Here is a 13,620-nt window from a genome sequence, read left to right as displayed (position 1 = left end):
GTCAGCGCGTCACTTTTTATACTTGGCAATCAACGCAGCTTTGCTTGGCAAAGCCCAATCAACGGAGGGCCTGCCCTGCTCCCTCAGCCATTCGTTAGCCTTCGAGAAATGCCGGCAACCAAAGAATCCACGGTAGGCACTGAGCGGTGACGGGTGTGGGCCATCCAGAACCAGGTGGCGGTTCCGGTCAATGTGCTGGCCCTTTTTCTTGGCGTAGCTGCCCCACAACAGGAACACCACGTTGTCGCGCTCCCGGTTGATAACTTCGATCACCTTGTCGGTAAACTGCTCCCAACCCTTGCCTTGATGGGCTCCGGCATTGCTCTGCTCGACCGTGAGGACACTGTTGAGCAGTAGCACGCCTTGCTCTGCCCACGGCTGCAGACAGCCGTGATCCGGTGGCGCGATACCCAGGTCGGTTTCGATTTCCTTGAAGATATTGACCAGGGACGGTGGTGGCGGAACCTGAGGGCGCACAGAGAAGCACAAACCATGGGCCTGGCCGGGGCCGTGGTAGGGGTCCTGGCCAAGGATCACTACGTTTACGTTGGCCAGCGGTGTGCTGTTGAGGGCATTGAAGCAGTGGGAGCTGGGGGGATACAGAACCTTGCCGGCCTGTTCCTCGGCGGCGAGGAATTCGGCCAGTTGCCGCATGTAGGGCTGGCGGAACTCGTCCGCCAGCCACTGGTCCCAGCCGCGGCCGGGCTTCAGTTGTTGAGCCAGTGCCTCGGCAGGGTGCATGGGCTTACTCGCTTTCCGGTTTCTGTTCGGCCTTGTGTTCCGGGCGCATGGCCGGGAACAGGATGACGTCGCGGATGGATGGCGAGTTGGTCAGCAGCATGGCCAGGCGGTCGATGCCGATACCTTCACCAGCGGTCGGCGGCAAACCGTATTCGAGGGCCATGACATAGTCGTCATCGTAGAACATGGCTTCGTCGTCGCCGGCATCTTTCTCAGCCACCTGGGCCTGGAAGCGTTCGGCCTGGTCTTCGGCATCGTTAAGCTCAGAGAAGCCATTGGCAATCTCCCGACCGCCCACGAAGAACTCAAAGCGCTCGGTCACAAACGGATCGCTGTCTTTGCAGCGGGCCAGAGGCGACACTTCTTTCGGGTACTCGGTGATGAACGTCGGCTGGGTGAGGCGATGCTCGGCGGTGGCTTCGAAGATTTCGATCTGCACCTTGCCCAGGCCCCAGATGTCTTTCACGTGGATACCAAGGTTCTTGGCCACTTCTCGGGCCTGTGCGTCGTCAGCCAGTTGCTCACGGGTGATGTCCGGGTTGTAGCGCAGGATGGCGTCGACCACAGTGAGGCGCTCGAACGGCTTGCCGAAATCGTATTCGATGGTCTCTTCGCTACCGTCTTTCAGTACCCGTGTGTTGATTACAGTGGTGGTACCCAGCACCTTCTGGGTGATGGTACGCAGCATGTCTTCGGTCAGGTCCATCAGGTCGTTGTAATCGGCGTAGGCCTGGTAGAACTCGACCATGGTGAACTCGGGGTTGTGCCGGGTAGACAGCCCTTCGTTGCGGAAGTTACGGTTGATTTCGAACACTCGCTCAAAGCCACCGACCACCAGGCGCTTGAGGAACAGTTCCGGCGCAATGCGCAGATACATATCGATGCCCAGAGCGTTGTGATGGGTCACGAACGGACGGGCGGTGGCGCCACCCGGAATCACCTGCAACATGGGGGTTTCCACCTCCATGAAATCGCGCTCGGCGAAGTACTGGCGCATGGCGTTGATGATCTTCGACCGGGCATGGAACACACGGCGGCTGTCCTCGTTCACCATCAGGTCCACGTACCGGTGCCGATAGCGGGCTTCGGTGTCGGTCAGCCCCTTGTGCTTCTCCGGCAGCGGGCGCAGTGACTTGGTCAGCAGTACGTATTCGTCCATGGTCACATACAGGTCGCCCTTGCCGGATTTCGACAGAGTGCCACGCACGCCCACGATGTCGCCCATATCCCAGTGCTTGGTGTCTTTCTGGACGTCCTTGGAGGCATAGATCTGGATGCGGCCGGTCATATCCTGAACCACTTTGAACGCCTTGCGGTCGAGCATCATGCGGCCAGCAATGGCCACCTTGATGCCCAAACCTTCCAGCTCTTCCTTGGATTTATCACCGTACTTCGCCTGCAGTTCGGCGGCGGTGGCATCGCGACGGAAGTCATTCGGGAACGGATTGCCCTGCTCGCGCAGCGCAGCCAGTTTGGCGCGGCGCTCGGCAATCAGCTTGTTATCCTCATGCTGTGCGGCGTTCTGGGTCTGTTCAGTCATCTTGGCTCACTAAAGAAGTCGGAATGGTCCGGTTTGGTTTGGATGGCGCCGTCTACAGCGCCATCTTCAGACTGGCTTCAATAAACTTGTCGATGTCACCATCCAACACCGACTGGGTGTTGCTGGTTTCCACCTTGGTGCGCAGGTCTTTGATACGGCTGTCGTCCAGCACGTAGGAACGGATCTGGCTACCCCAGCCGATGTCAGACTTGGAGTCTTCGGCTTTCTGTTTCTCTTCGTTACGCTTCTGCATTTCCAGTTCAAAGAGCTTGGCCTTGAGCTGCTTCATGGCCTGGTCTTTGTTCTGGTGCTGGCTTCGGCCGGCCTGACAGGCCACCACGATGCCCGTGGGGTTGTGGGTCAGTCGCACTGCGGATTCGGTCCGGTTTACGTGCTGACCACCGGCGCCGGAAGCGCGATACACATCGACCCGCAGATCCGCCGGGTTGATCTCGATTTCGAAGCTGTCGTCCACTTCCGGTGATACAAACACGGAAGAGAAAGAGGTATGGCGACGGTTGCCGGAATCAAACGGGGATTTCCGCACCAGGCGGTGTACGCCGGTTTCTGTGCGTAGCCAGCCGTAGGCGTAGTCGCCCTGGATGTGGATGGTGGCACTCTTGATGCCGGCCACTTCACCTTCCTGCAGTTCAACGATTTCGGCCTTGAAGCCACGACGCTCGGCCCAGCGCAGGTACATGCGCAACAGCATGTTGCCCCAGTCCTGGGCTTCAGTGCCGCCGGAGCCGGCCTGGATATCCAGGTAGGCGTTGTTGGCGTCCATTTCGCCGGAGAACATGCGGCGGAATTCGAGCTTCTCGAGTTCTTTATCAAGGTTTTCGAGATCGGCTTCGATTTCCTGGACGGTGCCTTCGTCGTCCTCTTCCACCGCCATGTCGAGCAGGCTTTCTGCATCGGCCAGGCCGTTGGTGAGGTTGTCGATGGTTTTAACGATCAGTTCAAGGTCTGAGCGCTCTTTGCCCAATGCCTGGGCCCGCTCGGGATCGTCCCAGACGGTGGGTTGTTCGAGTTCGCGTTCGACTTCGGTCAGGCGTTCACTTCGCTGATCGTAGTCAAAGATACCCCCTCAGCGCTTCGGTGCGCTCGCGAAGCTCTTTGATCTTCGTCACTATGGGATTAATTTCCATGAAACCTTGTCTCGCTTTGGAAAATGGTGCGATAAAAACAGAGGGCGGATTCTACCGGAATTTACGGGTTAAATCAGCTATTCATGGCTTGGAGTAAGCACCGTGCGAGGTAGGGCTTTCCGAGAGACGCGGTGAATACATCCCTGTACGCTTGACGAAAACATCCCTGTTTTCGACACTCTCGGAAAGCCCTACCCCGAACGGCGCCCCAGCTTGATTCGGGGAGTCAACAGATTCAGCCTAGCGGCTCCAGATAATCCACCAGAAGCTGCAAATTGGTCCGCCCCCGGAACGTATTGGCATCCGGCTTGTAAACCACCCGCGCGCCACTCCGGGTAAAGTCCGGCACTTCCGGCCCGGTGTTGAAGGCGATGCCATCAATAATGCCGCCGCCCTCAACCGGCTGCAGCACGAGCTTCAGATGGTTCTCGCCGACAATGCGTTGGCTCACTACCCGGAATTCGCCGTCAAACACCGGCTCTGGGAAGTGCTGCCCCCAGGGGCCGGCGCGTTTGAGCAGGTAGGCGGTGTCCAGATTCAGCTCTTCCGGGGCCAGCGGGCCGTCAGTGGTGATGGCGGCTTCGAGGTCTTCCGGTTTCAACGTGTCACGCACGGCCTGGTCGAAGGCGTTGCTGAAACGTGCGAGGTCGTCCCGGGCGATGGTCATGCCGGCGGCCATGGCGTGGCCGCCGTATTTTTTCATCAAGCCCGGATTCTTCGCATCGACCACGGCCAGCGCATCCCGGATGTGCAGGCCGGGGATGGATCGGGCAGAGCCTTTCAGGTGTTCGCCGTCGTCGTCGGGCGCAAAAGCAATGGTGGGGCGATGAGTCTGTTCGCGGATGCGGGCCGCCAGGATGCCAATCACGCCCTGGTGCCAGTCCTGGTCGAACAGGGCCAGCCCCCAGGGCAGGCCGTCAATATCGAGGGACATGGAGGCCAACAGGTCCTGGGCCTGGGCTTTCATGTCTTTTTCAATGGTGCGGCGTTCGCGGTTGAAGTTGTCCAGTTCCCGGGCCAGACGCAGCGCTTCGTCGCGACTGTCGGCGAGCAGGCAGGCGATGCCGATACTCATGTCGTCCAGCCTGCCGGCAGCGTTCAGGCGCGGGCCAACCACAAAGCCCAGATCGGTGGCGCTGATTTCGGTGTAGTCGCGGCCGGCTACTTCCAGCAGAGCCAGGATGCCCGGTCTGGCTTCCCCTTTGCGGATGCGGCGGATGCCCTGCTCCACAAAGATGCGGTTGTTATGGTCCAGCGGCACCACGTCGGCCACGGTACCCAGGGCCACCAGGTCCAGCAGGCTACCCAGGTTAGGCTCCGGGTCCGGCAGCCGGTTGTTGTCTCGCAGGTGCTTACGCAGCGCCGTGAGCACGTAGAACATCACGCCCACTCCCGCCGCATTTTTGCTCAGGAACGGACAACCGGGTTGATTGGGGTTCACAATGGCATCGGCATCTGGCAGCTCTTCTCCGGCCAGATGATGGTCGGTGATAACCACTTTGATGCCCAGCTCCCGGGCAGCACGCACGCCTTCGATGGCGGAGATGCCGTTATCAACAGTCACCAGAAGATCCGGCAAATCCCCGTCTTCCTGCAACCGGTGGATGATGCCGGGTGTCAGGCCGTAGCCATCAGAGAATCGGCTGGGCACCCGGAAATCAATCGCCGCCACACCGAGCATCGACAAACCCAGCATAGCCACCGAAGTACTGGTGGCCCCATCGGCATCGAAGTCCCCCAGCACCATTACCCGCTGTTTCTGCACTATGGCCTCGGCCAGCAGTTCAACTGCGCGATCAATGCCGCGAAGCTGCATCGGCGAAGCCAGGTGTTTCAGGGTGTACTGGAGCTGGTCGTCGGATTGCACACCGCGGGCGGCGTAGAGACGGCGAAGGATGGGGGGCAGGTTTTGCCCCCACCCCGTCACATCGGACGGCTGGGGGCGACGCAGGATCTTTTTAGGAGTCATGCCGGATCAGGCGTTCTTCCAATGCTTGGCGATAAAGCCCTGCACCTCGGACACATTGTTATCCAGCACGGTGTAGCGCTCTTCCCGCTCGAACAGATCAGCCATGTGAGCCGGCAATTGCGGCTTCACGCTCAGGCCGGATTCGGCAATCGCATCCGGGAACTTGGCCGGGTGCGCGGTACCGAGGGTGATCATGGGCACAGCAGAGTCGCGGCGGCAGTTGCGGGCAGCGCGTACGCCAATGGCGGTGTGCGGGTCCAGCAGATATTCGTTCTGCTCGTAGACGTCACGAATGGTGTCGCAGGTAGTTTTATCGTCCACCGCATCGCTGTCGAACAGCTTGCGGGCGTGCTTCCAGCGGTAGTCTTCAATGCTGACCGGGCCTTTGGCTGCATTTTCCAGCAAGGCTTTGACCGCCGCGCCGTCACGGCCGTGCAGATCAAACAGCAGACGCTCGAAGTTGCTGGACACCATGATGTCCATGCTCGGCGACAGGGTATGCTCCAGCTGGTGCTGCTCATACTTGTTGCCGCTCATGAAGCGATGCAGGATATCGTTGCGGTTGGTGGCAATCACCAGCTGGCTGATGGGCAGCCCCATTTTCTTGGCCAGGTAGCCGGCGAAAATATCGCCAAAGTTGCCTGTGGGCACAGAGAACGCCATGCTGCGGTCCGGGCCACCCAGAGCGAGAGACGCCTGGAAGTAGTACACGATCTGGGCCATGATCCGGGCCCAGTTGATGGAGTTCACCGCCGCCAGCTGGGTTTTGCCGCCCAGGAAGGACTGATTGCCGAAGCTCTCCTTCACCATGCGCTGACAGTCGTCGAAGTTGCCTTTGACTGCGATGTTATGGATGTTGTCGCCCTGCACCGTAGTCATCTGGCGGCGCTGCACTTCAGACACTCGCTGATGCGGATGCAGGATAAAGATATCCACGTGCTCGCACCGGCGGCAGCCCTCGATGGCAGCAGAACCGGTATCACCGGAGGTGGCCCCCATGATCACAACGTGCTGGTTGCGCTTCTCCAGAACGTAGTCCAGCAAGCGGCCCAGCAGCTGCAGGGCAAAGTCTTTGAACGCCAGCGTCGGGCCACGGAACAGTTCCATCACCCATTCGTTGGTGTCCAGCTGCACCAGCGGCGCCACCGCCTGATGACTGAACACACTGTAGGTTTCATCCAGCATCTTGCGGAAGTCGTCCGCCGGGATGGCATCCTCTACAAACGGATACATCACTTTGTAGGCCAGCTCCGCATAGGGAAGCCCGCGCCAGCTACGAATTTCTTCCAGGCTGAAGTGCGGCAACGATTCCGGCACATAGAGGCCACCGTCGGTGGCCAGTCCGGTCAGAAGAACGTCTTCAAAGCCCAGTGCGGGAGCTTCGCCCCGTGTACTGATGTATCTCACGTGCGTACCTGTCAGTTAAAGTTTTCTGCGCGAATACGGACAACCTTGCCATCGATGTCGGCGAGGGATTCCATCTCGTCAATGGCCAGGTTCATCTGGCGCTCCTGAACCGTGTGGGTCAGGATGATGACCGGAATCCGGCCATCCTTGAATTCGGATTCTTTCTGCATGATCGATTCGATGTTGATGCCATGCTCACTTAGAATGGCAGCAATCTTGGCCAACACACCCGGATGGTCAAAGGCCTGGATTCGCAGGTAGTAAGCCGACTGGACATCTTCCATTGGCAGCACGGGCAGGTCTTCCAGGGCGTCCGGCGTAAATCCGAGGTAGGGAATGCGCTGCTGGCTGTTGCTGGACACCGCGCGGGCGACGTCCACGATGTCTGCGATGACCGCAGATGCTGTAGCCTCATCCCCGGCACCAGGACCGTAATACATGGTCTGGCCAACAGCATCGCCATCCACCAGAACAGCGTTCAGAACACCGTCTACCTGGGCAATCAGGTGGCTCTTGGGCACCAGGGTCGGATGCACACGCAGCTCGATGCCGTCTTCACGGCGGCGGGCAATACCCAGGTGCTTTACCCGGTAACCCAGCAGTTCAGCGTGGGCAATATCGTTCGGGGTCAGCGCGGAAATGCCTTCGGTGTAAGCCTTGTCGAACTGCAGGGGCACACCAAAACCGGACGCAGCCAGGATGGTCAGTTTGTGGGCGGCGTCGATGCCTTCCACATCAAAGGTCGGATCAGCTTCCGCGTAACCCAGCGCCTGCGCTTCTTTCAGCACCTCTTCAAAGGGCCGTCCGGCACGCATTTCGGTCAGGATGTAGTTACCGGTGCCATTGATAATGCCGGCAATGGTATCAATGCGGTTGGCGGCCAGGCCCTCGCGCACAGACTTGATCACCGGAATGCCGCCGGCAACGCCGGCTTCATAGGCAACCACGACGCCAGCCTTCTCCGCTGCGTCGAAAATCTCATTACCGTGCACGGCAATCAGGGCCTTGTTGGCAGTCACCACATGCTTGCCGTTGGCAATGGCCGCCAGCACCAGCTCTTTGGCCGCATCGTAGCCACCAATCAGCTCCACCACGATATCAATCGAAGGATCGTTCACCACGTCATAAATGTCGGTACTGAACGGGACATTGCCCAGATCAAGGTCATCGCGGCTATGGCGGCTCGCCACCCGGGCAATCCGGATGTTGCAGCCGGCACGACCCGCAATAATCTCGGCGTTGCGAGTCAGGACATTGAATGTACCGCCGCCTACGGTTCCCAGTCCGCAAATTCCGACATTGACGTCTTTCAAGCTCTCACCTCTGATCCCGATGGGGGTGCTGATGGATTGCAATAAGGGGGCATAGTATACCGATTCAGGGCCGGCTGAATAAGCCCTGAATCGGTCACGCTTTCAACAAAGATGACGACTGGCGACGAACACCGACAGGGTCACAGAATACCGAGACCCTCAGCCAGATTTCGGGCCGGCACATAACCTCGAACCATATTGCCGTCTTCCAGCAAAATAGCCGGCGTGCCGGTCACACCCACCTGACCGCCGAGACGATACTGCTCTGCCACCGGGTTCTCACAACTCTTCTGCTCTACCGAACGCCCCGCTTTGGCGGCATCCATAGCGGCCTGCTGATCGTCAGCGCACCAGACCGAGATATATTTATTGAAGGAGGCCGTACCTGGCCCGGAACGGGGAAACGCGTAGTAATTGACGGTAATACCGTACTCATTCAACTGGGGCACTTCATCGTGCAACTTCCGGCAATAGGGGCAATCGATATCGGTAAACACATTAACGACCGCCTTCTCTTTACCCTTGGCCGGATACGAAATCACGCCCTTGCCACCATAATCCGCCATCAGGTCCTTACGGGAACCCGCACGGGATTCTTCAGTAACGTTGGCAATGCCGTTTTTGGTGATTTTCAGCAGATCGCCCGTCAGCAGATAGGTGCCGTCTTCCGTGGTATAGATGGTGTCGCCGTTGTTGCTCTGAACTTCGTACAACCCTTTTGCCTCAGATTCGCGAACAGAGTTTACCTTTAGACCGGGAACCGCCTCGGTCAGCCGCTGGGCAATGCGGTCTTCGGCTTCGCCTGCCTGGGAGGCTGGTGCCCCGACCAGGGTCAGCGCCAGTCCAATGGACACTGCTACTGATTTGATGTTCATGAGCTTGAAACTACCTCTGTCGGTTTGTGTGGTGTCTGCGACACCGGAAAATCGGATTAGTTCAGCCTCCGGAGCGGCCGCAGTCAACCCCTGGGGTGGTGGGCCTGATGAAGATCCTGCAATCTTTGCCGCGCAACATGAGTGTAGATCTGGGTGGTCGACAGATCTGAATGCCCCAACAGCATCTGCACCACCCGAAGATCCGCCCCGTGATTGAGCAAATGGGTGGCAAATGCATGCCTGAGCGTATGAGGAGAAAGGTGCTTGGTGATTCCGCAGCGGATCGCATAATGCCGGATTCGATACCAGAAGGCCTGCCGGGTCATGGCGGTGCCACGATTGCCCGGAAACAGGGCATCACTGGTTTTGCCTCGCAGCAGCTCGCCCCGGGCCTGCCGCATATACTGTAATAACCAGTCCACAGCTTCTTCACCCAGCGGCACCAAACGCTCCTTGCCGCCCTTGCCCTGTATGCGAACCACGCCCTGCCTCAGGTTGACCTGGTCCACCGTCAGCCCCGTCAACTCCGAAACCCGAAGTCCGCAGCCATAGAGAATCTCCAGCATGGCCCGATCCCGCAATTCTACCGGCAGCTCCGGGTCCGGCTCAGTCAGCAGCGACTCCACGTCGGCCTCGGTCAGGGTATCCGGCAAGCGCCGGGGCAACCTAGGGCTGTCAATCCGCAACGTTGGGTCTTCGGCAATAATGCCTTCACGCAAAAGAAAACGATAGAAGCGCCTTACACCAGACAGGCGGCGGGCCGCCGTGCTGGTTTTCAGGCCGTCGGACAAGCCCCGCGACATCCAGGCCAGAAGATCTGTGCGTCGTGCGCTGCGCAGGGTTGGCGCCCCAGCTTGCTGCTCCAGCCACCCGGACAAACGGTACAGATCACTGGCATAGGCCTGCCGGGTTTTCTCGCCAAGGCCATCCTCAAGCCAGACCGCGTCACTGAAACGCTCTATCAACTGCTCATCTTCTGGCCTTGGCACAGCACCCTCTTCGATTCCGGAGACATCGCAGGCATTAAACCATAAAAAAAGCAGCCCCTTGAGGCTGCTTTTTGGTACTGAACAGACGAATCTGAATCAGTTAAGCTTTTCCTTGATACGAGCTGCCTTACCAGACAGGTCGCGCAGGTAGTAAAGCTTGGCCTGACGCACGTCACCACGACGCTTCACACTGACGCTGTCGATCAGCTTGGAGTAGGTCTGGAAAGTACGCTCAACGCCCACGCCGTAAGAGATCTTACGAACAGTGAAGGAAGAGTTCATGCCACGGTTACGCTTGCCGATAACCACGCCTTCAAACGCCTGCAGACGCTCACGGTTACCTTCAGTTACGCGAACCTGTACAACCACGGTATCGCCCGGCGCGAACGCAGGGATTTCCTTGGTCATCTGTTCTGCTTCAAGTTGACTGATGATGTTGTTCTTGCCACTCATCGTAATGCTCCTGATACCCAATCTTTCAATGCCCTGATGACTCAGAGGCACCCGGTTCGTTCAAAATTTCTTCCAGTAACTGGCGCTCTTCTTCCGTAAGTTCCCGCTTTTCCAGCAGGTCGGGGCGCCGCTCACTGGTTCGCCTCAACGATTCTTTCAATCGCCAACGCCGGATCTGTTCATGGTGACCGCCCAAAAGAACTTCCGGCACCGCCTGACCTTCGTAAACCTCGGGCCGGGTGTAGTGCGGACAATCCAGCAATCCGTCGGCAAAGGAATCCTGCTCCGCCGACTGCGCATGACCCAGCGCTCCGGGGATGAGGCGTGTTACCGCATCAATCACAGCCATCGCTGCCAGCTCGCCACCCGAGAGAACGAAATCCCCAAGAGATACCTCCCGGTCGACTTCTGCCGCAATCAGGCGTTCATCAACACCTTCATAACGACCGGCAACGAGAATCAGCTGCTGTTCGGCGGCGAGTGACTCCACCACCGACTGATCCAGCCTTTCACCCTGCGGCGAAAGATAGACCACACAGGCCTTGCCGGGTGCCGATGCCCTGGCCGCCTGGATTGCGTCCCGCAGAGGCTGAATTTTCATCAGCATCCCCGGGCCACCACCATAAGGCCGGTCATCCACCGTGCGATGACGATCATGGGTGTAATCCCGGGGATTCCAGCTATGAAAGGTCAGCAGACCTTCACGCACTGCTCTCCCGGTAATCCCGTAATCCGTCACCGCAGAAAACATATCCGGGAACAGACTGACTGCGCCAATCCACACCCGTCAGAACTCCGGATCCCAGTCAACCACCATGCGAGAGCCATCGAGATCCACCTGCTGAACCACCTGATCCGGCAGATAGGGAATCAATCGCTCTCTCTGGTCAATAGAGCCCGCCGTAGCGCGCACCACCAGGACATCATTGGAGCCTGTCTCCAGAAGGTGATGCACCTTACCCAGGCACTCACCTTCTACCGTGAAGACATCCAGTCCTTCCAGCTGATGCCAGTAGAACTCCCCTTCGGGCAGCTCCGGCAATTGCTCGGTGGGAACCCGGATCTCCGCCCCGCAATAAGTGCGGGCCACTTCACGATCATCAATACCTTTAAGCCTGACGACGATCCCCTGCCCCTGGCGGCGACCTTCCTCAAGCCTGATCGGAATACGCTTGCCGTCCAGGAGCAGAATCCAGTCACGGTAGTTCAGTATTCCGTCTTTCGGGTCTGTGTAAGAGAAGACCTTAAGCCAACCCTTTACCCCGAACACCGAGGTGATCCGGCCGATCACAGTTTCCTGCGAATTCTGCGTCATGCCTTTACAACCCCGGTACCAACAATGCTATTACTGAGCAGCCTTCAGCAGCTGAGCAACACGCTCACTGGCCTGTGCACCCTGGCCCAGCCAGAAATCAACGCGCTCACGATTAACACGCAGACGCTCTTCCTGACCACGGGCAATCGGGTTAAAGAAACCAACACGCTCAATGAAACGGCCGTCACGGGAGTTACGGCTGTCAGTGACTGTCAGATGGTAGAACGGGCGCTTCTTGGAGCCGCCACGAGCCAAACGGATTGTTACCATTTCGACCAATATCCTGTTCTGTTGTACGAACTTTGTACGATTCCCGACACACCGTTTCACGGCTGACGGGAAGACCCATACTCGAAAGGGGCGCTATTCTATGCGAAAAAAGCGCCAATGAAAACAGGGAAACCACCGGTTTCCCCATTTTATATGTAAGGCTTTTTACATACGGCCAAACGGAGGCATGCCACCACCGCCGCCGGGCGGCATCATACCACCCATACCGCGCATCAGGTTAGCAACCCCACCCTTCTTGCCAAACTTTTTCATCATCTTCTGCATCTGCTTGTGCTGCTTGAGCAGACGGTTCACGTCCTGGATCTGGGTACCGGAACCGGCAGCAATCCGACGCTTGCGGGAATTATTGATGACATCCGGGTAGCGGCGCTCTTTTGGCGTCATGGAGCAGATAATGGCTTCCATCTGACCAACCGACTTGTCGTTAACCTGAGCCTGCGCCATCTGGGCCATCTGCCCCATGCCCGGCAACTTGTCCAACAGTCCGCCGATACCGCCCATATTCTTCATTTGCTGGAGCTGGTCGCGGAAGTCTTCCAGATCAAAACCTTTACCCTTCTTGATCTTCTTGGTGAGCTTCTCGGCTTTCTTTCGGTCCAGCTTGCGCTCAGCTTCCTCAATCAGGGAGAGCACATCCCCCATGCCAAGGATGCGGGAGGCAACACGATCGGGATAGAAAGGCTCCAGAGCGTCTGACTTTTCACCAATACCCAGGAACTTGATGGGCTTGCCGGTGATATGACGCACGGACAACGCCGCACCGCCACGGGCATCGCCGTCGGTCTTGGTCAGCACCACGCCGGTCAGCGGTAACGCGTCGTTAAATGCCTTGGCGGTATTGGCCGCGTCCTGGCCCGTCATGGCATCAACCACAAACAGGGTTTCAACCGGATTCACCGCCTTATGCAGGCGGCCGATTTCACCCATCATCTGCTCATCCACGTGCAGACGACCCGCAGTATCCAGTATCACCACATCAATATGCTTGCGGCGGGCGGCCTCTATGGCGCCGCTGGCAATATCCACCGGATCCTGCTCGGTGGTGCTCGGGAAAAATTCGACGCCCACCTCACCGGCCAGCGTCTCCAGCTGACGGATGGCCGCCGGCCGATAAATATCGGCACTGACCACCAGCACGGACTTTTTCTCACGCTCTTTCAGGAAACGGGACAGCTTGGCCACCGTCGTGGTTTTACCCGCACCCTGGAGGCCCGCCATCATAATAACCGCGGGCGGACGCGTGGCGAGGTTCAGGGATTCATTGCCTTCCCCCATGACCCGTTCCAGCTCCTGCTGGACAACCTTAACGAAGACCTGGCCCGGGGTCAGGCTGCGCTGAACTTCCTGGCCAATCGCACGCTCACGAACCCCTTCAATAAAGGCCTTGACCACCGGCAGGGCGACATCAGCCTCCAGCAGGGCCATCCTCACTTCACGGAGCGTGTCCTTGATATTGTCGTCAGTCAGGCGCGCCTGGCCCGAGATCTTGCGCAAGCTACCGGATAGCCGGTCCTGGAGATTCTCAAACATGTTGCTCTTCCGTACCCCGGAGAATTTGTTCACACAGATCAAGAAGCCA

The 13,620-nt window shown here is 58.4% G+C and carries 13 protein-coding genes; all 13 read right to left on the bottom strand.

Annotation, left to right across the window (positions count from 1 at the left end):
• Positions 1-9 precede the first annotated feature (9 nt).
• Positions 10-741 (bottom strand): uracil-DNA glycosylase, encoded by a 732-nt coding sequence (ung, locus tag OZ656_RS07125; RefSeq protein WP_022991041.1) that lies wholly within the window; start codon positions 739-741, stop codon positions 10-12.
• Positions 742-745: 4 nt separating this feature from the next.
• The gene (gene lysS / locus OZ656_RS07120; RefSeq protein WP_014420746.1) at positions 746-2,281 is read right to left on the bottom strand and encodes a lysine--tRNA ligase; all 1,536 of its coding nucleotides are present in this window, start codon (positions 2,279-2,281) and stop codon (positions 746-748) included.
• 52 nt (positions 2,282-2,333) lie between these two features.
• A protein-coding gene (gene prfB / locus OZ656_RS07115) for a peptide chain release factor 2 (protein ID WP_113879872.1) occupies positions 2,334-3,429 on the bottom strand; the annotation gives its coding sequence in 2 pieces (ribosomal slippage) (positions 2,334-3,356 and positions 3,358-3,429; 1,095 coding nt in all).
• A gap of 235 nt (positions 3,430-3,664) precedes the next feature.
• Positions 3,665-5,398: a single-stranded-DNA-specific exonuclease RecJ gene (gene recJ / locus OZ656_RS07110; protein ID WP_226597580.1), complete on the bottom strand. Its 1,734-nt coding sequence runs from the start codon at positions 5,396-5,398 to the stop codon at positions 3,665-3,667.
• A gap of 6 nt (positions 5,399-5,404) precedes the next feature.
• Complete coding sequence (gene thrC, locus OZ656_RS07105) at positions 5,405-6,805, bottom strand: threonine synthase (RefSeq protein ID WP_011785738.1); 1,401 nt, start codon at positions 6,803-6,805, stop codon at positions 5,405-5,407.
• Between the two features lie 11 nt (positions 6,806-6,816).
• Positions 6,817-8,118, bottom strand: coding sequence for a homoserine dehydrogenase (locus OZ656_RS07100; protein WP_278350387.1), 1,302 nt, complete (start codon positions 8,116-8,118; stop codon positions 6,817-6,819).
• Between the two features lie 140 nt (positions 8,119-8,258).
• Positions 8,259-8,993: a DsbC family protein gene (locus OZ656_RS07095; protein WP_031210113.1), complete on the bottom strand. Its 735-nt coding sequence runs from the start codon at positions 8,991-8,993 to the stop codon at positions 8,259-8,261.
• Positions 8,994-9,076: 83 nt separating this feature from the next.
• Positions 9,077-9,982: a site-specific tyrosine recombinase XerD gene (gene xerD / locus OZ656_RS07090; protein ID WP_011785741.1), complete on the bottom strand. Its 906-nt coding sequence runs from the start codon at positions 9,980-9,982 to the stop codon at positions 9,077-9,079.
• A 96-nt stretch (positions 9,983-10,078) separates the two neighbouring features.
• Entirely contained in the window at positions 10,079-10,435 is a 357-nt protein-coding gene (gene rplS, locus OZ656_RS07085; protein ID WP_011785742.1) for a 50S ribosomal protein L19, read from the bottom strand.
• Between the two features lie 25 nt (positions 10,436-10,460).
• A complete protein-coding gene (trmD, locus tag OZ656_RS07080) occupies positions 10,461-11,219 on the bottom strand; it encodes a tRNA (guanosine(37)-N1)-methyltransferase TrmD (RefSeq protein ID WP_278350386.1) in 759 nt (252 codons plus the stop codon).
• Positions 11,220-11,222: 3 nt separating this feature from the next.
• Complete coding sequence (gene rimM, locus OZ656_RS07075; protein WP_278350385.1) at positions 11,223-11,750, bottom strand: ribosome maturation factor RimM; 528 nt, start codon at positions 11,748-11,750, stop codon at positions 11,223-11,225.
• Between the two features lie 30 nt (positions 11,751-11,780).
• Positions 11,781-12,020, bottom strand: coding sequence for a 30S ribosomal protein S16 (rpsP, locus tag OZ656_RS07070; protein WP_011785745.1), 240 nt, complete (start codon positions 12,018-12,020; stop codon positions 11,781-11,783).
• Positions 12,021-12,185: 165 nt separating this feature from the next.
• Positions 12,186-13,571 carry a signal recognition particle protein gene (gene ffh / locus OZ656_RS07065; protein ID WP_278350384.1) on the bottom strand — a complete coding sequence of 462 codons (1,386 nt, stop codon included), beginning with the start codon at positions 13,569-13,571 and terminating at the stop codon, positions 12,186-12,188.
• Positions 13,572-13,620 lie beyond the last annotated feature (49 nt).

It is taken from the genome of Marinobacter sp. LM1, assembly GCF_042763285.1.
In the GTDB taxonomy this organism is placed as follows: domain Bacteria; phylum Pseudomonadota; class Gammaproteobacteria; order Pseudomonadales; family Oleiphilaceae; genus Marinobacter; species Marinobacter nauticus.
The sequence above is the reverse complement of the archived record's forward strand: the minus strand, read 5'-3'. Positions and strand labels throughout refer to the sequence as shown.

Excerpts from the sequence above, each read along its gene's own strand:
- lysS (WP_014420746.1), bottom strand. The coding sequence starts at position 2,281 with ATGACTGAACAGACCCAGAACGCCGCACAGCATGAGGATAACAAGCTG.
- recJ (WP_226597580.1), bottom strand. The coding sequence starts at position 5,398 with ATGACTCCTAAAAAGATCCTGCGTCGCCCCCAGCCGTCCGATGTGACG.
- ung (WP_022991041.1), bottom strand. The coding sequence starts at position 741 with ATGCACCCTGCCGAGGCACTGGCTCAACAACTGAAGCCCGGCCGCGGC.
- rpsP (WP_011785745.1), bottom strand. The coding sequence starts at position 12,020 with ATGGTAACAATCCGTTTGGCTCGTGGCGGCTCCAAGAAGCGCCCGTTC.
- rplS (WP_011785742.1), bottom strand. The coding sequence starts at position 10,435 with ATGAGTGGCAAGAACAACATCATCAGTCAACTTGAAGCAGAACAGATG.
- rimM (WP_278350385.1), bottom strand. The coding sequence starts at position 11,750 with ATGACGCAGAATTCGCAGGAAACTGTGATCGGCCGGATCACCTCGGTG.
- ffh (WP_278350384.1), bottom strand. The coding sequence starts at position 13,571 with ATGTTTGAGAATCTCCAGGACCGGCTATCCGGTAGCTTGCGCAAGATC.
- OZ656_RS07095 (WP_031210113.1), bottom strand. The coding sequence starts at position 8,993 with ATGAACATCAAATCAGTAGCAGTGTCCATTGGACTGGCGCTGACCCTG.